19 protein-coding genes are annotated in these 18215 nt (G+C 73.0%); 4 read left to right on the forward strand and 15 right to left on the reverse strand.

The features are described from left to right. Nucleotides 1-3: 3 nt before the first annotated feature. The 4 genes from ACLBXP_RS00140 to ACLBXP_RS00155 all read right to left on the reverse strand — a co-directional run bounded on the left by ACLBXP_RS00140 (nt 4) and on the right by ACLBXP_RS00155 (nt 3215). Nucleotides 4-417, reverse strand: coding sequence for an HIT domain-containing protein (locus ACLBXP_RS00140; RefSeq protein ID WP_447665487.1), 414 nt, complete (start codon nt 415-417; stop codon nt 4-6). 8 nt (nt 418-425) lie between these two features. Beyond that, a complete protein-coding gene (locus ACLBXP_RS00145; RefSeq protein WP_447665488.1) occupies nt 426-1028 on the reverse strand; it encodes a hypothetical protein in 603 nt (200 codons plus the stop codon). Between the two features lie 94 nt (nt 1029-1122). Continuing rightward, nucleotides 1123-1986: a universal stress protein gene (locus ACLBXP_RS00150; protein ID WP_447665489.1), complete on the reverse strand. Its 864-nt coding sequence runs from the start codon at nt 1984-1986 to the stop codon at nt 1123-1125. Between the two features lie 113 nt (nt 1987-2099). Continuing rightward, on the reverse strand, nt 2100-3215 hold the full coding sequence (locus ACLBXP_RS00155; RefSeq protein ID WP_447665490.1) for an acyltransferase family protein: 1116 nt from the start codon (nt 3213-3215) through the stop codon (nt 2100-2102). Nucleotides 3216-3402: 187 nt separating this feature from the next. Here ACLBXP_RS00155 and ACLBXP_RS00160 point away from each other — a divergent pair, with 187 nt between their 5' ends. Further along, on the forward strand, nt 3403-4116 hold the full coding sequence (locus ACLBXP_RS00160) for a DUF4142 domain-containing protein (RefSeq protein ID WP_447665491.1): 714 nt from the start codon (nt 3403-3405) through the stop codon (nt 4114-4116). 480 nt (nt 4117-4596) lie between these two features. Here ACLBXP_RS00160 and ACLBXP_RS00165 read toward each other — a convergent pair whose 3' ends face one another. The 5 genes from ACLBXP_RS00165 to ACLBXP_RS00185 form a co-directional block, all read right to left on the reverse strand. Next, nucleotides 4597-5067, reverse strand: coding sequence for a DUF2442 domain-containing protein (locus tag ACLBXP_RS00165; protein ID WP_447665492.1), 471 nt, complete (start codon nt 5065-5067; stop codon nt 4597-4599). Beyond that, the gene (locus ACLBXP_RS00170) at nt 5054-5287 is read right to left on the reverse strand and encodes a DUF4160 domain-containing protein (RefSeq protein ID WP_447665493.1); all 234 of its coding nucleotides are present in this window, start codon (nt 5285-5287) and stop codon (nt 5054-5056) included. The genes ACLBXP_RS00165 and ACLBXP_RS00170 overlap by 14 nt, the downstream gene beginning before the upstream one ends. 198 nt (nt 5288-5485) lie before the next feature. Next, entirely contained in the window at nt 5486-6151 is a 666-nt protein-coding gene (locus tag ACLBXP_RS00175) for a carbonic anhydrase (protein WP_447665494.1), read from the reverse strand. Between the two features lie 69 nt (nt 6152-6220). After that, nucleotides 6221-6742 carry an NUDIX hydrolase gene (locus tag ACLBXP_RS00180; protein WP_447665495.1) on the reverse strand — a complete coding sequence of 174 codons (522 nt, stop codon included), beginning with the start codon at nt 6740-6742 and terminating at the stop codon, nt 6221-6223. Further along, nucleotides 6739-7488 (reverse strand): DUF429 domain-containing protein, encoded by a 750-nt coding sequence (locus tag ACLBXP_RS00185; RefSeq protein ID WP_447665496.1) that lies wholly within the window; start codon nt 7486-7488, stop codon nt 6739-6741. Before ACLBXP_RS00185 ends, ACLBXP_RS00180 begins: the two co-directional genes overlap by 4 nt. 96 nt (nt 7489-7584) lie before the next feature. On the opposite strand from ACLBXP_RS00185, the gene ACLBXP_RS00190 reads away from it, so the two are divergent. Both ACLBXP_RS00190 and dut read left to right on the forward strand, forming a co-directional pair. Beyond that, nucleotides 7585-8472 (forward strand): HpcH/HpaI aldolase/citrate lyase family protein, encoded by an 888-nt coding sequence (locus ACLBXP_RS00190; RefSeq protein ID WP_447665497.1) that lies wholly within the window; start codon nt 7585-7587, stop codon nt 8470-8472. After that, nucleotides 8469-8957, forward strand: coding sequence for a dUTP diphosphatase (dut, locus tag ACLBXP_RS00195; RefSeq protein WP_447665498.1), 489 nt, complete (start codon nt 8469-8471; stop codon nt 8955-8957). The genes ACLBXP_RS00190 and dut overlap by 4 nt, the downstream gene beginning before the upstream one ends. Before the next feature lie 14 nt (nt 8958-8971). On the opposite strand, the gene ACLBXP_RS00200 is transcribed toward dut, so the two are convergent. The 4 genes from ACLBXP_RS00200 to fabA all read right to left on the reverse strand — a co-directional run bounded on the left by ACLBXP_RS00200 (nt 8972) and on the right by fabA (nt 14048). Further along, entirely contained in the window at nt 8972-10822 is a 1851-nt protein-coding gene (locus tag ACLBXP_RS00200; protein ID WP_447665499.1) for a glycoside hydrolase family 15 protein, read from the reverse strand. A 95-nt stretch (nt 10823-10917) separates the two neighbouring features. Then, entirely contained in the window at nt 10918-11748 is an 831-nt protein-coding gene (gene fabI, locus ACLBXP_RS00205; protein WP_447665500.1) for an enoyl-ACP reductase FabI, read from the reverse strand. Nucleotides 11749-12109: 361 nt separating this feature from the next. After that, nucleotides 12110-13336 carry a beta-ketoacyl-ACP synthase I gene (fabB, locus tag ACLBXP_RS00210; protein ID WP_447665501.1) on the reverse strand — a complete coding sequence of 409 codons (1227 nt, stop codon included), beginning with the start codon at nt 13334-13336 and terminating at the stop codon, nt 12110-12112. A gap of 172 nt (nt 13337-13508) precedes the next feature. After that, entirely contained in the window at nt 13509-14048 is a 540-nt protein-coding gene (gene fabA / locus ACLBXP_RS00215) for a 3-hydroxyacyl-[acyl-carrier-protein] dehydratase FabA (protein WP_447665502.1), read from the reverse strand. 248 nt (nt 14049-14296) lie between these two features. Here fabA and ACLBXP_RS00220 point away from each other — a divergent pair, with 248 nt between their 5' ends. Then, entirely contained in the window at nt 14297-15199 is a 903-nt protein-coding gene (locus ACLBXP_RS00220) for a cell envelope integrity EipB family protein (RefSeq protein WP_447665503.1), read from the forward strand. Nucleotides 15200-15224: 25 nt separating this feature from the next. On the opposite strand, the gene ACLBXP_RS00225 is transcribed toward ACLBXP_RS00220, so the two are convergent. Together ACLBXP_RS00225 and ACLBXP_RS00230 are read right to left on the reverse strand one after the other, a co-directional pair. Then, nucleotides 15225-15863 (reverse strand): N-acetyltransferase family protein, encoded by a 639-nt coding sequence (locus ACLBXP_RS00225; protein ID WP_447665504.1) that lies wholly within the window; start codon nt 15861-15863, stop codon nt 15225-15227. Further along, on the reverse strand, nt 15860-18202 hold the full coding sequence (locus tag ACLBXP_RS00230; RefSeq protein WP_447665505.1) for an Orn/Lys/Arg family decarboxylase: 2343 nt from the start codon (nt 18200-18202) through the stop codon (nt 15860-15862). Before ACLBXP_RS00230 ends, ACLBXP_RS00225 begins: the two co-directional genes overlap by 4 nt. Between the last annotated feature and the right edge of the window lie 13 nt (nt 18203-18215).

An 18215-nucleotide genomic window follows, 5' to 3' on the forward strand; every position in this document is an offset into this window, starting at 1 on the left:
GGGTCAGGCCGCAGCGAACAGGGCGCCGGCCCGCTCGGCGAGCTGGATGCGGGCGTGGGGCGGATAGGGCGTGCGCGTGCCGTGGCCCCAGACGGGACCCGGCCAGGCGGGGTCCGAGCGGAAGCGCCCGACGACGTGCAGGTGGAGCTGCCCCACCACGTTGCCGAGGCTCGCGACGTTGACCTTGTCGGGCTTGGCGAGCCCCTGCATCACCCCGGCGGCGAGGCGCACCTCCTCCCAGAGCAGCCCGGCCTCGTCCGCCGGAAGGTCGGTGATCTCGGAGAGCCCCGGGCGGCGGGGCACCAGGATCAGCCAGGGGAAGCGGGCATCGTCCATCAGCAGCACGGAGGAGAGCGCGAGGTCCCCCACCGGCACGGTGTCCGCGGCGAGCCGCGGGTCGAGCGCGAAGGCGGTCATGCGGGGCTCTAGAGGCGGGGCTCGGCGCCGAGGCGCCCCACCGCCACGAGGTCGGCCTGGAGCGTGCCGTCCGGCGCCCGGCGGCTGAAGGCGACCGCCTGGGCGCCCGGCACGAGCAGGCCCTTCTCGCCGGTGGCGATCTGCACGGTCGGCGTCCCCTCCGGCACCGTGAAGGTCTTCGCGCCGCCGTCGTAGGCCACGTTCACCCGCAGGTTCTCGCCGCGGTCGAGTCCGTCGATCCAGCCCGCCGTCAGGGTGGCGCCGGGGGCGGTGTCCCAGGGGCGGGAGCCCGCCATGAAGCCGCGCTCGGAGGGCGAGTAGATCGTCACCGCGGTCGGCTTCGGCGCGGCCTCGCTGGTGCCGGGCTCGGTCAGCACGCTCACGTAGCTCTCGGGCTTCACGTCGCGCAGGCGGCCCTCGACGGCCGTGAACATCCGCGTCCTCGGGTTCATCTCCAGCACGACCGTGCCGCCGTCGCGCAGGCGCAGGGTGAGGGTTTCGCCGTCCCGGCTCTCCACGGTGCCGCGGTAGCGGGTGACGGCCTCGGTGGCGGCGGCGGAGCCCGCCGCGAGGAGGAGGCTGGCGAGGAGGACGGCGCGGAGGGGCTTCATCGGGGGTCCGGGGGGCGAGGCGGGGCGCGGTTGGGCAGATAGCGCGGCCCCGGCCGCTTGCCCACCGGTGGCCCAACCCGCGTCGGGCCGGCGCTCAATGCGCCATCAGCACCGGCAGGTCGGCATGCGCGAGGAGGTGGCTCGTCGGGCCGCCGAAGATCATCTGGCGCAGGCGGCTCTGGGTGTAGGCCCCCTTGATCAGCAGGTCCGCGCCGAAGTCCTTCGCCTCGGCCAGGAAGGTCTCGCCCGGCGTGCGCCGGCCGGCCGGGAGGGCCTTGTGCTCGGCCGCGACGCCCTCGCAGGCGAGCCCCCGGGCGAGGTCCTCGGCGCTCGGGCCCGGCACCGTGCCGCCCTCGACGCTGAGCACCAGGATGCGCTTCGCCGCGAGCAGGAACGGCATCGCGAAGGCCACCGCCCGGGCGGTCTCGGTGGAGCCGTTCCAGGCGATCAGCACCGCCTCGCCGAGGCGGGTCGGGGGCGTCGGCGGCGCGAGCAGGATCGGCCGGCCGCCCTCGAACAGGGCGGTCTCGAAGGTCGCCATGCGGGGCGCGCCGTCGTCGCTGCCGGGGCGGCCCACCACGGTGGCGGAGAACAGGCGGGCGTACTGCCCCAGGAAGGCGTCGCCCGCCGGCACGTCCTGCCGCCAGCGGTAGCGGGGGCCGGCGCCCGCCACGTTCTCGGGGATGCAGAGCCCGTCGCGGGCGTGCCGGGGGATGCCCGCCTGGTCCATGAAGGCGATGAAGCGGCCGCCCGCCTCCTCGGCCTCGGCCCGGTCGGCCTCCTCGTCGCGCAGCCAGGTCATGCCGCCCACCATGTCGACCGGCACGTACTCGGCGAGCGCCGGGCGGAGCGAGACGCCCTCGATCAGGCTGCCGAAGCGGGCGGCGACGAGCCGCGTGGTCTCGAACACCGAGGGCAGGGCGTCGTGCAGGGCGACGGGAACGAGCAGGGTCTTCATGGCCGGGTCCTCGTTCGGGCCTCCGCGGCGGGCGCGGGGGCCTTCACGCTACAGGCGCGCGCGGGCAGGGCCAAGCGGGGGCGCCCGCCGCATCCCCGGGCAATCCGGGCCGCTCACGCCCGCTCCGAGATCCCCGCCCCGGGCGCGCGGACCGCGCGGTCGAGGCGCCGGCGTACCGCCCCGGTCAGCGGCCGCTCGAGGCCGCGATGCACCAGGAGCGCCACCGGCAGGGTCAGCCCCACCATCAGCGCGAGCGACCCCCAGGGCCCGGCGAGCGCCGCGAGGCCGGTGCCGAGCAGCGCCTCGCGGGCCGCCCGCAGCACGAACGGGTGCGTGAGGTAGAGCGCGTAGGAGGCGTCCCCGAGGAGCACGGCGAGCCGCAGGCCGGGGGAGGCCCGCGCGGGTCCGGCCTCCGGACGCGGCGCCCCGAGGACCGCGGCCGCCACCAGCGCCGCGGCCGGCAGGCCGAGGAGCAGCGGGCGGCCCGCGCCCCAGATGTCGAGCCCGAGGGGCTCTCCGAGCCCGAGCCCCGCGAGGCCCGCGCCCGCCAGCGCGAGCCGGGCGCCCGCCCCAAGGCGCAGGCCTTCCGCCCGCGCGAGCCCCAGCGCGGCGCCGAGGACGAATTCGAGGAGGACGGGGTTGCCCCAGAAGGTCAGCGGCAGGCCGGCCCCGGGCAGGAGCGCGGCGGCGAGCACCAGGGCGCCGAGCGCGAGCGCGAGCCACGCCACGGCCGCCCGCCGCCCCCAGCCGAGGCCCACCGCGAACAGGAGGTAGAAGGCCATCTCGCAGTTCAGGGTCCAGCCGAGGCCGTAGAGCGGCTGCGGCGTGCCGTCCGGCCGGGCCATCGGCCAGAACAGGAACGAGCCCGCGAGGTAGGCGGGGTCGAGCATCCCCTGCGCGCCCTCGCCCAGCAGCGCCGGCACCCGCAGCGCCACGGCGAGGTAGGCGAGGGTGACGAGCCAGTAGAGCGGCACCACCCGGGCGACCCGGTGGGCGAGGAAGCGGGCCCGCGCCCCCGGCCGCCCGTAGAGGTCGCGGCCTGCATGGACGATGATGAAGCCCGAGATCACGAAGAACACGTCGACGCCCGCGGCCCAGGGCAGGAGCCGGCTCTCGGCGAACGGCGCCCCCGTCCGGGCGGCGATCACTCCGGCCTCGTGGCCGGCGTGGTGCACGGCGACCATCAGCGCGGCGGCGGCGCGCAGGACCTGGACGAGGACCAGCCTCATCGGGCTACCCGGTCGCCCAAGCAGAGGCGAAGAACGGCCAAGCTCATGCGGCTACCGCGAAAATCGTTCCGGAACAAAGCCCAGGCCTCATCGTTGACGGCGCGAAGTGCTCATTTCGGCCCCGATCAATCGAGCGATCGATCGGGACGCTTCTGTACGCTGACATTCTAAATTCTTGAGGCTCATGATGCTGAAGAACTACGTTGCCCTGTCCGCCCTGATGGTCGCCGTGGCCTCCCCCGCCATGGCCCAGAGCGCCGGCGACTTCCGCCTGCAGGCGATGCAGGCGAACGCGTTCGAGATCCAGTCCAGCCAGATCGCGCTGTCGAAGTCGCGCAACCCGGCCATCCGCAATTACGCCCAGCACGCCGTCCGTGACCACCGCGCCGCCAACGTGGCGCTGGCCGGCGGCGAGCGGAACTACGTCGCGGCCCGTCAGGACGGCCTCGGCGGTCCGATCGGCGGCCTGATCGAGGCCCCGCTCGCGGTGGCGGGCGGCGCGGTCGGCGCGGCGACGGGCGTGGCCACCGGCGTGGTCGGCGGCACCCTGGCGGGCGGCCCGATCGGCGGCCTCGAGGGCGCCGGCGCGGGTGCGGCCCGCGGCGCGGCGGCCGGCAGCCGGATCGCCACCGGCGGCGACGTCGACATGACGGCCGGCACCACCATCGTGCAGCCGAACCCGCAGCAGCAGGCGATGCTCGCCGAGCTCTCCGCGACCCCGCCCGGCGCCCGCTTCGATCGCCTCTACGTGCAGCAGCAGCTCCAGGCGCACCAGATGACGATCGGCATGACCCAGGCCTACGCCCAGGGCGGCCCGAACCCGGCGCTGCGCACCTACGCCCAGCAGGCCCTGCCGGTGCTGGAGCAGCACTACACGATGGCCCAGCGCCTGGCCCGCTGAGGCCCGGACAGAACGACGGCCGGAGGCGACGCGCCTCCAGCCCGGGAACGGGGCGGTGGATCGCAGGATCCGCCGCCCCTTTTCGTGCGTGGGGCGGCGCGAGGCGACGCCTCGAAGGAGGGTTCCAGGGATCGCGGAGATTTCTGGAGGGCTCCTTCGAGGCCCCCTGCGGGGGCACCTCAGGATGAGGTGGGTGGATGGGAGAAACTCTGTGCCAAACTGCTTCCCACCCGCGACCTCATCCTGAGGTGCGCAGCGAAGCGGAGCCTCGAAGGAGCCCTCCAGGGATCGCCGAGATTTCTGGAGGGCTCCTTCGAGGCTCCTCGCGGGGCACCTCAGGATGAGGCCGCGGGCGGGATCATTCGATCAAACAAGCCCTCAGCGCAGTTGATCAGCGAGGACGTGCGCAGGCTCAAGTCCTGTAAGGCGCTGAAGCACCCGGTCGGGGAGCCTGCGCGGTGATCCTACGTGACGCGGTCCTCAGATCCTGAGGCCATCCAGGTACTTGCAGGCGAGCGCGATGGAGCGCGGGATCTTCCGGTCCTTGGCGTAGTATGAGACGAGGCGTCGGGCTATGCCGAGCTGTCCCGCGGCGGCGTCGCGCGTGAGGGCATGCCGCTTCAGGAACGCCGCGAAGTCGGCATTCGTCATGGCCTCCTCCGCCAGCCGCGCCAGGGTCTTGCTCGCGACCGAGATCTCATCCCCCTCGCCCCATTCCAGGGCCTCTCCGAACTCCGCGACCCTGACGGTCGCGAACAGGGCGCGATCATCCCGGAGGGGAACGAAGACCCGGTACGTCAGGATCACGGGAGCGAGGTCGATGAGATCGCGCCGGCCCGCGCGCGGCCCGTCCTCCCACGTCACGACGACGGAGAAGGGATCGTGGCCGACCTCGACGCTCGCGAGCGTCGGATAATCCTCCCTCCCGTGGAGCATGTCAGCGTCGCTCATTGAGCCTCTCCCACTCCGAGCGGAGGGTACCGAGGTTTGCGGCCGCCCATGTTACGGCTTCGGCCATGATCTCCGGCGGCAGCTTCCCCGCATCGAGGCTGAGGCTCGCGAGCAGGATCGTCGCCTTGAAGCCGCGCCCCACGACATGGAAGTGCGGCGGGGGATGATCATCGGCGTAGACGCAGATCTTGAAGCGCTCGGACCGGTGAACCGTCGCCATCGGCGACACCTCCGCGCGCCAGATAATAGGGCACTGCGTGCCCTGACTTCAAGATCGTTTGCGGGACGGCGACGCCGGTTTGCGCTTCCTGGAGCCGCGAGGCGTTCTCCGCTGCCCCTCGTCACGACCTCGTCCTGCGCGGCCCGCCGGGATGGGGCCGCCGCAGGATCAGAGGGGGCGGGGAAGTCTCGCCTATTCTCAGGCGCAGTTGATCATCGCGGAGGGGCGCAGGGGCTGGCCGGCGCGGTCGACCACCGGGCCGAAATCGCCCGTGGCGGGGTCGCGGACCAGCAGCTGGCCGTTCGCCACGCCGAAATGGGCGCCGTGCAGCTCCACCTTGCCGGCCTCCACGCGCTCGCGCACGAACGGGAAGGTCATCAGGTTCTCGAGGCTCTGGCTCACCATCGCGTGCTCCATGCGGGTGAGGTAGTCCGGCGCCGAGGAATCGCCGGCCTTCTCCTCGGCGGGCTTCACCAGCGAGACCCACTTGCCGATGAAGTTGCCTGGCGAGAGGGGCTGGGCCTTGTTGGCGAAGGCCTTGATGCCACCGCAGGTGGCGTGGCCCATCACCACGATGTGCTTCACCTCCAGCGCCTGCACGGCGAACTCGATGGCCGCCGAGGTGCCGTGGTAGTCGCCGCCGGTCTCGTAGGGCGGAACGATGTTGGCGACGTTGCGGATCACGAACAGCTCGCCCGGCCCGACATCGAAGATCACCTCCGGCGATACGCGGCTGTCGCAGCATCCGATCAGCAGCACCTCGGGCGCTTGGCTCTCGGCGAGATCCTTGAAGCGCTTGCTCTCCTTGGGAAAGCGGTCGTCCAGGAACGCGCGGTAGCCTTCGGTCAGGGCAGTGGGGAACATCGGGGTCTCCGGGCCGGCTCGGAAGCGAGCATCGTCACACAACGGCGATGGCGGGCCATCGTTGCCGACTCAAGCGCTTCGCGGGGCATCCTGCCAGGACAGGCGCACGGGCTCGGCCGGGACGTCCCCCGCGACGATCGCCCGCGCCAGGGCGGGAAGGCCCGCGGGCTCGATGCGGGCCTCGGTCTCGGCCAGCTCCGCCATGGTCCACCAGCGGGTGCCGTGGAGGGGGTTGTCCTCCGTCTCGGCAAGCCGGCTCGTGTCGATGGCGTCGCTCGGCAGGCGCACGAGGAAGTAGCGTTCGCGCGCGTCCCGGGACTGGCGGAAGAGGTGGAACGGCCCGTCGCAGGCGGCGACCTGGGGGCCGATCGGGGCATCGCGCACGCCGATCTCCTCCTCCAGCTCGCGCCGGCAGCCCGTCACGTGGTCCTCCCCGGCCTCCAGGCCGCCGCCCGGCATGAACCAGAAGCGCGTCGCCTCAGCCCCGTTGTGGGGGAAGGGGCGCACGGCCTCGTACTCGATGAGCAGCAGGCGGTCGCGCGGGTCGAACACCAGGGCGCGGGCGATGTGGCGGACGGGCAGATCGGTCATGACGGGACGCTAGCAGAGGCCGGCGCCCAGATCACCACGGGCAGGCCGTGGCCGTCCCGCGCCGGCGGGTCCGGCAGCGGCACGGCGCGGCCCGCGAGGATGTCGCGGGCGACGACGAGGCCCGCCAGGGCGTCGAGGTGGTCGTCGGCCCCGACGCCGCGCGGGCGGGCATCGACGAGGCCCTCGGGCAGGCCGGCGCCGATCAGGAGCGCCCGGCGCTCGGCGAGCCCGGCCGCGCGGGTCGGCCCCTTCTTCCGGTGCGCGAGGGGACGCCCGCCGTTGAGGCGCCGGAAGGCGATCTCGGGGTGGACCTCGTGCAGGCGCTCCCGCAGCTCCGGCCGGGCGCGGACGAGCCCGTCGGCCTCGCGCACGTAGGGGAGGATGTTCCAGCACTGGATCGAGGGCGCGAAGGGCGGCGCGCTGCCGGCCCGCGACAGGGCCTTGGCGGCGGCGTAGTCCGGCGCGTAGACGGCGGCGCGGGGCGGCACCGGGAAGACGCTGGCCCGGCCGGAAGCGCCGAGCTCGGCCCGGGCCGCCCGGTCGGCGACGCGCCCGCCCCCCTCGACCCGGTCGGGCAGGCCGATCGGAACGTCGATGCCGACGCGGAGCGGCGCCTCCGGCCCGTCGAGGCAGTCGGCGATGCGCGCGAACAGGCCGGCGCGGTGGCGCTCGGGATCGTCGAGGTCGAGGAGCACCCCCGCCCAGGCGCCCCGGCAGCCGTCGAGCCCCGCGATCCAGCGCGCCATGCCCCGTTCCCTCAAGCCCGCCGCCCGCCTTGAAAGCGCGCGGCCCGGAGGCTATCCGCGGTTCCGCCGGCAGCCCATTGGACCTGGAGACGCGCCATGACCGAGATCCGCCCGCGCCGCAGCGTCCTGTCCCTGCCCGGCTCCAACGCCCGCGCCCTGGAGAAGGCCGCGGGCCTTCCCGCCGACGTGGTGATGATCGACCTCGAGGACGCCGTCGCCCCCGAGGCGAAGCCCGCGGCCCGCGAGGCGGTGGCGGCCGCGGTGCGGGAGCGCCACTTCGGCCGGCGCGAGGTGGTGGTGCGCGTCAACCCGCTGGAGACGGCCTTCGGCGAGGACGACCTCGCGGCCATCGCGCCCGCGGGCCCCGACGCCATCCTGGTCCCCAAGGTGCACGGGCCGGACGCGCTGGTGGCGGTGGGCTCGCGCCTGCGCCGCCTCGGGGCGCCGCTCACTACGCGGCTGTGGGCGATGATCGAGAGCCCGCTCGCCATCCTCCACCTCGACGCCATCGCGAGCGCGGCGCGCGACGTGGACACCCGCCTCGCCTGCCTGGTGGTGGGCCCCAACGACCTCGCCAAGGCCGCCCGGATCCGCCCCGGCGTGCCCGGCCGCCCGGCGCTGATGCCCTGGCTGATGGGCGCGGTGGCCGCCGCCCGCGCCTACGACCTCGACGTGATCGACGGCATCTACAACGCCTTCCGGGACGCGGCCGGCTTCGAGGCCGAGTGCGCGCAGGGGCGCGATTGCGGCTTCGACGGCAAGATGCTGATCCATCCGAGCCAGATCGAGGCCGCCAACGCGGCCTTCGGGCCGAGCCCGGAGACCATCGCCGAGTCCGAGGCGATCGTCGCCGCCTTCGCGGCGCCCGAGAACCGTGGCCGCGGGGCGATCCCCTTCCGCGACCGCATGATCGAGCGCCTGCACGCCGAGGAGGCGCGGCGGGTGCTGGCGCTCGCCGAGGCCATCGCGGCGCTGCGCGGATGAGTGGCGCGCCGCCCGAGGCCGATCTTCCTGAGGTGGATCTGCGCCTCCTCGACGCGCGGCTGCCGGGCTGGGGCTTTCCGCGGTGGGGCTCGGCGCAGGCCGCGGGGCTCGACCTGCATGCCTGCCTCGACGCGCCCCTGGAGCTCGCTCCGCAGGGCCCCCCCGCGCTGGTCCCGGCCGGCTTCGCCGTGCTGATCCGCGATCCCCGCTGGTGCGGCCTGGTGCTGCCGCGCTCCGGCGCGGGCCATCGCGGGCTCGTGCTCGGCAACGGCACCGGCGTCATCGACGCCGACTACGAGGGGCCGCTCCTGGTCTCGGCCTGGAACCGCAACCCGGGCGGCGCCCCGATCCGCGTCGAGCCCGGCGAGCGCATCGCCCAGCTCGTCTTCACCCGGGTCGCGCGGCCGGCCTTGCGCCTCGTCGGGGAGGCGCCCGGCCCCGGCTCGGCCCGCGGCTCCGGCGGGTTCGGGTCGAGCGGCCGCTAAGCCCAAATAGCCGGCTATTTAGCCGCCTGCTCCACCTCCGCCACACCGAACCGGTCGATGCAGGCTTCGAGGCGCAGGGCCGCGTTGATCAGCGCCATGTGGGTGAAGCCCTGGGGCGTGTTGCCCCGCTGCTCGCCGCTCGCGGCGTCGATCTCCTCGGCGAACAGGCCGACGTCGTTGGCCCGCGCGATCAGGCGCTCGAAGGCGGCCTTGGCCTCCCCCGTGCGGCCGGCGAGCGCGAGGCAGCTCACCCGCCAGAAGGCGCAGGGCGTGAAGGTCGCCTCCTCGCCCTCCAGCCCGTCGTCGAAGCGGTAGCGGTAGATGAGGTCGCCGTCGCCGAGCTCCCGCTCGATGGCCGAGAGCGTCGAGGCGAGGCGGGGATCGTCCGCGTCGATCGCCCCGAACAGCGCCACCCGCAGCACCGCGGCGTCGAGGTCCCCGGAATCGTAGAAGCCCGCATAGGCCTGCTTCTCCGGGTTCCAGCAGCGCGCGAGGTACTCGGCGCGGATCTCAGCCGCGAGGCTCTCCCAGCGGGCGATGCTCTCGGCCGGCACCCCGTCGACGCGGCGGCCGATGCGGGCGGCGTTGGTGAGCGCCACCCAGATCATCGCCTGGGTGTGGAGCTGCACCCGGCGCTCGCCGCGCAGCTCCCAGATGCCGTGGTCGGGCTCGCCCCGGCAGGCGATGGCCCGCCGGGTCAGGTTCTCGAGGACCTCGGGCAGGCGGTCGTTCACCTTCTCGGGCGGGTCGTAGTCCACGGCCTCCAGGAAGCTGCAGAGCGCCCGGATCAGCTCGCCGTAGATGTCGTGCTGTTCCTGGTGCTCGGCGGCATTGCCGATCAGCACCGGCCCCACGCCGTTCCAGCCGGAGAGGTGGATCAGGGCCTCCTCGGGCGGGATCACCCCGTCGATGGCGTAGAGGAGCCGCGTCTCGCGGCCGAAGCTGCCGTCCGCCTCGCGCAGGAAGCGCAGGAATTCGGACGCCTCGCGGACGTAGCCGAGCATCGCGAAGGCGGTGACCGTGAAGCTCGCGTCCCGCATCCAGGTGAAGCGGTAATCGTAGTTGCGGTTGCCCGGCACCGCCTCGGGCAGCCCCGCGGTGACGGCCGCGACGATGCCGCCGCTCGGCGCGTAGGTGAGGAGCTTCAGGCACAGCACCGAGCGCAAAACCGCCTCGCGGTAGGGACCCCGGTAGGAGCAGCGCTCGCCCCAGCGCTCCCAGTAGCGCACGGTGGCGTCGAGGCGCAGGCAGGCGCCGTCCCAGTCCTCGATGGCGGCGGCCTGATCGTCCTCGCCGTGGGTGAGGACGAGGTAGGCGCTCTCGCCCGCCCGCAGGTCGATGGCCGCCTCCGCGACCGTCCCGCGGATTGTGGGCGCGCGCGACGCGATCACCCGCAGCCGCTGCTCGCCGGCCTCGAACAGCACGGAGCCGGCCTCCGCGATCGGCGTGCAGCCGCAGCGGGCGTAGTCGAAGGTCGGGTGCACGGTGAAGCGGCCGCTCACCCGGCCGGACTCGCAGGTGAGCAGGCGGATCAGGCGGCTCTCCCCCTCCCCGTCCGGGCCCTCGTCGGGCTCGGTGGTGGGCGGGTTCACGGGCATCAGGTCGGTGAGCCGGGCCCGGCCCGTCTCCGTGACGAAGGTGGTCTCCAGGACGTTGGTGCCGGGCCGGTAGCGCCGGCTGGTGCGCAGCGTCCCGTCGAGGGCGATCCCGCAGGAGCCGCCCGCCTCGTCGTCGAGGAGGCGCAGGAACAGGGCGGGCGAATCGTGGCGCGGCCAGCACAGCCAGTCGATCGAGCCGTCACGGGCGACGAGGGCGGCCGCGTGCGTGTCGCCGATGATGGCGTAGTCGCTGATGGGCTTGGACACGGGCGCCTTCGTGGGGGAGGATTGCCCCACGAGTTAGGGCCGCGGCGGACCCGTTCGACGCTGGCCGACACCATGCCGCACGGGCATGGGGGTCCTCAGGCGTCCCCCACCACACCCGCGGCGTCCTGCGCCTGGAGCACATCGGGGCGGGGCATCGAGATGATGTTGTAGCCCGCGTCCACGAAGTGGACCTCGCCGGTCACGCCGCCGGAGAGGTCCGAGAGGAGGTAGAGGGCGGAGCCCCCGACATCCTCCAGGCTCACGGTCCGCCGCAGCGGCGCGTGGGCCTTCTGGTGGTTGAACATCAGCCGGGCGTCGGCGATGCCGGCGCCGGCGAGCGTGCGCATCGGCCCGGCCGAGAGGGCGTTGACCCGGATGCCGTCGGGCCCGAGGTCGCTCGCGAGGTAGCGCACCGAGGCTTCGAGCGCCGCCTTGGCCACCCCCATCACGTTGTAGTTCGGCATGACGCGGGTGGAGCCGCCGTAGGTCAGGGTCAGGAGCGAGCCGCCCCGGCCCATGCGCCGGGCCGCCCGCTGCGCGATCTCCGTGAAGGAGAAGCACGAGATGGTCAGGGTGCGCGCGAAGTTCTCGCGGGTGGTGACGTCGACGTAGCGGCCCTTGAGCTGCGCCTTGTCGGAGAAGCCGATGGCGTGGACCACGAAGTCGAGCTCGCCGCCGAAGCGCTCGTCGAGCGCCGCGAAGGCGGCGTCCACCGAGGCGAGGTCCTCCACGTCGCAGGGGAGCACGATGTCCGAGCCGAGCCGGGCGGCGAGCGGCCCGACGCGCCGCCCGAGCGCTTCGCCCTGGTAGGTGAAGGCGAGGTCCGCGCCGTGGTCGCGCAGGGTCCTGGCGATGCCCCAGGCGATCGAGTGGTCGTTGGCGACCCCCAGGATCAGGCCGCGCTTGCCCGTCATCAAACCCGTCATGCGCCCGTCCGCTCCGTTCCGAGGCCCCGTGAATTCCCGGGCGGAGGCTTAAGGGCGGGGGGCGGTCCTGTCCAATCCGGGCCGGGCCCCGACACGAAAAAGCCCCGCCGGAGCGGGGCCTCGCGTCGCGGCAGGGTCCCTCAGAAGTAGCCGCCGGTCTTCGCCTTGGCGTCGTCGATCAGCGCCTGCTGGGCGTAGGCCGCGGCGGAGGCTGCGAGGACGAGGGTGCCGAGCGTTCCGAGGAGGAGAAGCAGCATGGGTGTGTCCGTCCCCGCGCGGGCCTGCCGGAAAACTTCGTGACGAAGCATGGGTTCCGGCAGGTTAACGCCCCGGGCCCTGAACGGGCCCTGTACGCGCCGCCTCAGGCGTCGACGTGCTTCAGGACGAGCGTCGCGTTCGTGCCGCCGAAGCCGAAGGAGTTCGAGAGGACGTGGCCGAGGCGCGCGTCGTCCCGGCGCTCGCGCAGGATCGGCATGTCGGCGAAGGCTGGGTCGAGCTCCTCGATGTGGGCGCTCTCGCAGATGAAGCCGTTGTTCATCATCAGGAGGGAGTAGATCGCCTCCTGCACGCCGGTGGCGCCGAGGGAGTGGCCGGTCAGCGACTTCGTGGCCGAGATCGGCGGGCAGGCCTCGCCCGCGCCGAACACCTCGCGGATCGCCTCGATCTCCTTCTCGTCACCCACCGGCGTCGAGGTGGCGTGCGGGTTGATGTAGTCGATGCGCGCGCCCTTCAGGCCGCCGATCGCCTGACGCATGCAGCGCACCGCGCCCTCGCCCGAGGGGGCCACCATGTCGTGGCCGTCCGAGGTCGCGCCGTAGCCCGCCACCTCGCCGTAGATGCGCGCGCCCCGCGCCTTCGCGTGCTCGTACTCTTCGAGCACCAGCACGCCGGCGCCGCCGGCGATCACGAAGCCGTCGCGGTTGACGTCGTAGGCGCGCGAGGCCCGCGCGGGGGTGTCGTTGTACTTCGAGGACATGGCGCCCATGGCGTCGAACAGCACCGAGAGCGTCCAGTCGAGGTCCTCGCAGCCGCCCGCGAAGATGACGTCCTGCCGGCCCGCCTGGATGATCTCCGCCGCGTTGCCGATGCAGTGGTTGGACGTCGCGCAGGCCGAGGAGATCGAGTAGTTCACGCCCTTGATCTTGAACCAGGTCGCGAGGGTCGCCGAGGCCGTGGAGGACATGGCCTTCGGCACCGCGAACGGACCGACCCGCTTCGGCCCCTTGTCGCGGGCGATGGCCGCGGATTCGACGATCACCCGCGTCGAGGGACCGCCGGAGCCCATGATGATGCCGGTGCGGTCGTTCGAGACGTCGCCGGCCTCGAGCCCCGCATCCTGGATCGCCTGGTCCATCGCCACGTGGTTCCAGGCGGTGCCGCCGCCGTGGAAGCGCATGGCGCGCCGGTCGACCACGCCCTCGGGGTCGAGGGTCGGGGCGCCCTCGACCTGGCTGCGGAAGCCGTGCTCGGCATAGGGCGCCGAGCGCACGATGCCGGAGCGCGCCTCGCGGAGCGAGGCCAGCACCTCCTGGGTGTTGTTGCCGATGGACGAGACGATGCCCATCCCGGTGATGACGACTCGGCGCATGGAACCTGACTTCTCCGCCGCGACGGGGGACCCCTCGGACGAATCCGCCCGGCCGCGCTTCCCCGTCAGCTAGGATGCCGCGGGCCTAATCTCAACCAGCGAAACCGTCCGGGGTGCCCGAACGGCCCGCGCATCGGTGCGCCGAGCTCCCTCGCACGGCCCCCTCGCGTGCTCAGGCCTGCTGGAACAGGGCGACCCGCAGGTCCCGGGCCTCGTAGATCCGCTTGCCGTCGGCCTCCAGCCAGCCGTCGGCGATGCCGAGCACCAGCTTGCCGGTGCGTATCCGCTTGAGGTCGACGCCGTAGACCACGCGGGCCACGCTCGGCAGGACCTGGTCGGAGAACTTCACCTCGCCGACGCCGAGCGCCCGGCCGCGGCCCGAGGCGCCGAGCCAGCCGAGATGGAAGCCCACGAGCTGCCAGAGCGCGTCGAGGCCGAGGCAGCCCGGCATCACGGGATCGCCCTGGAAGTGGCAGGGGAAGAACCAGAGGTCCGGACGGATGTCGAACTCGGCCAGCACGTGGCCCTTGCCGTGGGCGCCGCCCTCCGCCGCGATCGACGTGATCCGGTCGAACATCAGCATCGGCGGGAGCGGCAGCTGGGCATTGCCCGCACCGAACAGCTCGCCGCGCCCGCAGGCCAGGAGATCCTCGTAGGAATAGCTCGACGCCCGGGCGGGCGCCTGCGGCGCGGTCTCGGAATCGGAAGCCATGTGGTCGGGTCGGTCCTCGGCTCGAACGAAGCGTCGCCCCCCGGGCCCCCGGAAGCGGAGCCCGCGCCGGCCGGCCGGAGGGCTCGCGGAAGGGCGGCGTACAGGGAGCGGGGCCTCGTTAGCACAGGGGCGGAGCGCCATCAAAGCCGGGCTCGCGGCCCGGACCCGGAGATCGCCGCCTCGGGGCGCGAAGATTGCCGGCCCGGCGGCGCCCACCTATCTGGGGGCCGATGAAACCGGGAGCTCCCATGACCCTGCGCCTCGCATCCGCCGGCCTCGCCCTCCTCGTGGCGGCGGGCACATCCGGGGTCCGTGCGGCGCCCGCGGCCCCCGCGGAGGCGCCCGCCAGGGCCGCCCCGGGCAAGGCTGCGCCCGACAAGGCGAGTCCGGTGGCGCTCGCCAACCACCGGGCCGTCTACGACCTCTCCCTCGCCTCCAGCGGCGGCACCCGGGCCGTCGAGAGCGCCCGCGGCCGCATCGTCATCGATTTCCGGGGGGATGCCTGCAAGGGCTACACGATGCAGACCCGGCAGGTGACCGAGCTGACGAGCGGCGAGTCGGGCGAGCGCACCTCGGACCTGCGCAACACCACCTTCGAGAGCGGCGACGGCCACGATTTCCGCTTCAAGACCGTCACCGTGCTGAACGGCGCGCCGAGCCCGGCGGTCGACGGCACCGCCGAGGCGGGCGAGGGCCTGAAGGTGCGCCTCAAGGAGCCGAAGCGGGACCAGTTCGGCGACCGGGCGCCCGTGCTCTTCCCGAGCGCCCACATGCGCCGGCTGATCGAGGCGGCGCGCGCCGGCGACACCACCCTGTCCGCCAAGGTCTTCGACGGGTCGGACGACGGCCGCAAGGTCTACGACACCCTGGCGGTGATCGGCCGCCCCGTCACCGCGCCGACGAACGCCGCGGGCAGCGACCGCGACAAGCCCCTGCGCGCGGGCGCCATGGCGGCGGTCCCCTACTGGCCCGTGACCCTCAGCTACTTCACGCAAGGGGAGGGCGAGCGCACGCCGATCTACACCCTGTCGTTCAACCTCTACGAGAACGGGGTGAGCGGCGCGCTGAAGCTCGACTACGGCGACTTCGCGATCCTCGGCGACCTCACCCGCCTCGACCTCGACGCCGCGCGGGGCCCCTGCGCGCCCTGACAGGCAGAGCGCCGAGGGCCGGAGCTCAGTCCCGGCCCCAGTCGTGCCCGGCCACCAGCGCCTCCACGGGCCTCGGCTCGGGACGGCGGTTCCAGGTCGAGGGCTGGTCGGCGGCCCCGGTGCCGAGGGGGCACTGGACCATGACGCTGTCGCTCCAGCGGCCGTACTTGTAGCCCACCGCCGGCAGCAGGCCGACCTGCGCGAAGCCGCAGGCCTCGTGGAGGCGCAGGGACGCCGCGTTGCCGGCGTCGATGTAGCCGATCATCTGGCGGTAGCCGCCGGCCGCGCAGGCCTCGATCAGCGCCGGCAGCAGGCGCCGGCCGATGCCGGCATGCAGGTGGTCGGGGTGCACGTAGATCGAGTGCTTGAGGGTGTAGCGGTAGGCCGGGCGCTTGCGGAAGGGCACCGCGTAGGCGTAGCCCGCCACCACCCCGCCCCGGTCGGCCACGAGGTGGGGGAGCCGCCGCTTGCGCATGCTCTTGCGGCGCTGCTTCAGGTCGTCGGGCAGGAACGGGTCCGCCTCGTAGTCGGCGGTGTCGCCGACGCCCCGGCGGATGTGGTGGGTGTAGATCGCGACCATCGCGGGGACGTCCGCGTCGGACGAGGGCCGGATCACGATGTCGGGGCAGGGCTGGCCGGCGCCCGCGGCGTCGGGGTCCGTCACCGCTCCTCCCGCATCACGTAGGTGTGGAAGCGGATGCGCCCGTCCGGGTCCACCTCGCGGTAGACGCCCTGGATCTCGGCCTCGAAGCCCGGGAACAGGTTGGCGGAGGCCTCGAACATCTTGAAGTAGTCCAGCATGGGTTTGGCCCGCGCGTCCAGTCGCTCGCCGGGCAGCACCGTGCCGATCCCGGGCGGGTAGACGAGAAGCAAGGTCGTCGCCACCCGCCCCTCCGCCTCAGCGATCGGCACGTAATCGACCCGGTTGCGGGTCAGCATCTGCGCGGCGTGCTTCGGCGGCACCACCATCTCGGGCAGGTGCCCGGGCTCGAACTGCTTGCGCTGCAGCGCCGAGGTGCCGGCCTCGCGATGGAAGGCGTGGAAGTCGGCGCAGAGGTCGCGCAGGCGCACGCCGCGGTAGCGGTTCGGGCGGCGCCGGACGAACTCGGGCATCGCCTCCTCCAGCGGCACGTTGTCGTCGTGCAGGCGCTTGAAGGCGACGAGGCCGGAGATCAGCGTGCCGGCCTTCGAGGATTCGACGCCCGGCGTCAGCAGGAAGAGCAGCGAGTTGAGGTCGTTCTTCTCCGGCACGATGCGGTTCTCGCGCAGGTACTGCGCGACGATCGGGGCCGGCACGCCGTGCTCCGCGTAGGCGCCGGTGCGGCGGTCGAAGCCCGGGGTCAGCACGGTGAGCTTGTTCGGGTCGGTGATCGCGTAGCCCGGCGCGACGTGGGAGAAGCCGTGCCAGGCCGCGCCGGGCCGCAGCTCCCAGTGGCGCGGGTCGGAGGCCAGCTCGTCCGTCGACAGGCTCTCCCACGGCACCTCGCCGCTGGCGCCGTGCGCGATGTCGGGCACGAAGGGATCGAAGAACCAGCGCCGCAGGGGGTCCGCCTCGCGCTCCTCGAACTCCCGCCGGATCGCCCGCACCTTCTTGCGCCACTCGATGCCGAGCCGGATCGTGTCGTCCCACAGGATCATGCCGGAGCGGCCCTTCATCATCTGGGCGCCGACGTCGAGGGAGGCGAAGAGCGGGTAGAACGGCGAGGTCGAGGCGTGGACGAGGAAGCTCTCGTTCAGGCGCTTGTGCTCGACGCGCCGGGTCTGGCCGCGGATGTGGCTGTCGCGGGTGTGGATCTGCGAGGCCTGGCTGAAGCTCGCGAGCTGCTTGTGGGTCGACTGCGTGGCGATGATGCCCGGCGCCGTCTCGTCGAGGCCCTTGAGCCCCATGGCGAAGCGGCCGGCATAGAGCGGGTGGAACTTCATGAAGCCCGCCCAGGCCTCGTCGAACAGGATGTAGTCGCAGAGGTGCCCGATCCGCTCCAGGATCATCTGGGCGTCGTAGATGGTGCCGTCGTAGGTGCACTGCTCGATTACCGCCACCCGGAACGGCCGCTCCCGGCGCCAGGCCTCGCGGTCGGTCACCAGCGGGTTGTCGCGGATCTTCTCGCGGATCCGGGTCTCGTCGAGGGCCTCGTGGTAGATCGGCCCGATCAGGCCGTAGGCGTTGCGGTCGGTCTCCAGGAAGATCGGGATGCCGCCGCCGAGGAAGAGGGCGCCGTGGTGGGCGGCCTTGTGGTTGTTGCGGTCGAACAGGACGAGGTCGCCCTCCGCGACGAGGGAGGAGAGCACGATCTTGTTCGAGGCCGAGGTGCCGTTGAGGACGAAGTAGGTCTTCTCCGCCCCGAAGATCTGGGCCGCCTCCTTCTGGGCCTTCAGCGCCGGTCCCTCGTGGGTGAGCAGGTCGCCGAGGTCGAGCACCGAGTTGTCGAGGTCGTCGCGGAAGATCGCCTCGCCGAGGTGCTCGACGAAGATCCGCCCGATCGGCGAGCGGTTGTAGAAGATGCCGCCGTTGTGGCCCGGGCAGGTCCAGAGCTGGTTGCCCTTCTCGGCATAGTCCACGAGCGCGCCGAAGAAGGGCGTCTTCAGGGTCTCGGCGTACTGCGTCACCCGGGAGACGAGGCCGCGGGCGATGAACTCGGGCGTCTCCTCGGCGAGGAAGATGTAGCCGTCGATGAAGTCGAGGAGCTCGACGGGGATGTCCTCGAGGCGCTTGCGCCGGACCATGATGACGATCGGCATCTCGAGGCCGCGCCGGCGCATCATGTCGATCAGCGCCGCGGCCTTGCCGTCGAGGCCGCGCTTGCCCCAGTCCACCACCATGCAGCCGATGGCCGCGTCCGTCTGCACGGCGATCGCCGCGTCCTCGACGCGGCGGGCCCGCACCACCTCGAAGCCTCGGCCCTCCACCGCCGCCACGATCTGCTGGACGCGCACCCCCTCGAGGTCGTCGGGGTCGAAGTTCGGCGCGCACATCAGCACGGTGAAGCGGCGGTGGAAGTCCATGCGGTGGCCCCGA

This window comes from Methylobacterium sp. A54F (assembly GCF_053346035.1).

What these genes read in the sequence shown, in the direction of transcription:
- dut (WP_447665498.1), top strand. Translation starts at nt 8,469, where the DNA reads ATGAGTGGCGCGCCGCCCGAGGCCGATCTTCCTGAGGTGGATCTGCGC.
- ACLBXP_RS00145 (WP_447665488.1), bottom strand. Translation starts at nt 1,028, where the DNA reads ATGAAGCCCCTCCGCGCCGTCCTCCTCGCCAGCCTCCTCCTCGCGGCG.
- ACLBXP_RS00175 (WP_447665494.1), bottom strand. Translation starts at nt 6,151, where the DNA reads ATGTTCCCCACTGCCCTGACCGAAGGCTACCGCGCGTTCCTGGACGAC.
- ACLBXP_RS00185 (WP_447665496.1), bottom strand. Translation starts at nt 7,488, where the DNA reads ATGGCGCGCTGGATCGCGGGGCTCGACGGCTGCCGGGGCGCCTGGGCG.
- fabB (WP_447665501.1), bottom strand. Translation starts at nt 13,336, where the DNA reads ATGCGCCGAGTCGTCATCACCGGGATGGGCATCGTCTCGTCCATCGGC.
- ACLBXP_RS00170 (WP_447665493.1), bottom strand. Translation starts at nt 5,287, where the DNA reads ATGGCGACGGTTCACCGGTCCGAGCGCTTCAAGATCTGCGTCTACGCC.
- ACLBXP_RS00220 (WP_447665503.1), top strand. Translation starts at nt 14,297, where the DNA reads ATGACCCTGCGCCTCGCATCCGCCGGCCTCGCCCTCCTCGTGGCGGCG.
- ACLBXP_RS00160 (WP_447665491.1), top strand. Translation starts at nt 3,403, where the DNA reads ATGCTGAAGAACTACGTTGCCCTGTCCGCCCTGATGGTCGCCGTGGCC.
- ACLBXP_RS00230 (WP_447665505.1), bottom strand. Translation starts at nt 18,202, where the DNA reads ATGGACTTCCACCGCCGCTTCACCGTGCTGATGTGCGCGCCGAACTTC.
- ACLBXP_RS00190 (WP_447665497.1), top strand. Translation starts at nt 7,585, where the DNA reads ATGACCGAGATCCGCCCGCGCCGCAGCGTCCTGTCCCTGCCCGGCTCC.
- ACLBXP_RS00165 (WP_447665492.1), bottom strand. Translation starts at nt 5,067, where the DNA reads ATGAGCGACGCTGACATGCTCCACGGGAGGGAGGATTATCCGACGCTC.
- fabA (WP_447665502.1), bottom strand. Translation starts at nt 14,048, where the DNA reads ATGGCTTCCGATTCCGAGACCGCGCCGCAGGCGCCCGCCCGGGCGTCG.
- ACLBXP_RS00180 (WP_447665495.1), bottom strand. Translation starts at nt 6,742, where the DNA reads ATGACCGATCTGCCCGTCCGCCACATCGCCCGCGCCCTGGTGTTCGAC.
- fabI (WP_447665500.1), bottom strand. Translation starts at nt 11,748, where the DNA reads ATGACGGGTTTGATGACGGGCAAGCGCGGCCTGATCCTGGGGGTCGCC.
- ACLBXP_RS00155 (WP_447665490.1), bottom strand. Translation starts at nt 3,215, where the DNA reads ATGAGGCTGGTCCTCGTCCAGGTCCTGCGCGCCGCCGCCGCGCTGATG.
- ACLBXP_RS00140 (WP_447665487.1), bottom strand. Translation starts at nt 417, where the DNA reads ATGACCGCCTTCGCGCTCGACCCGCGGCTCGCCGCGGACACCGTGCCG.
- ACLBXP_RS00150 (WP_447665489.1), bottom strand. Translation starts at nt 1,986, where the DNA reads ATGAAGACCCTGCTCGTTCCCGTCGCCCTGCACGACGCCCTGCCCTCG.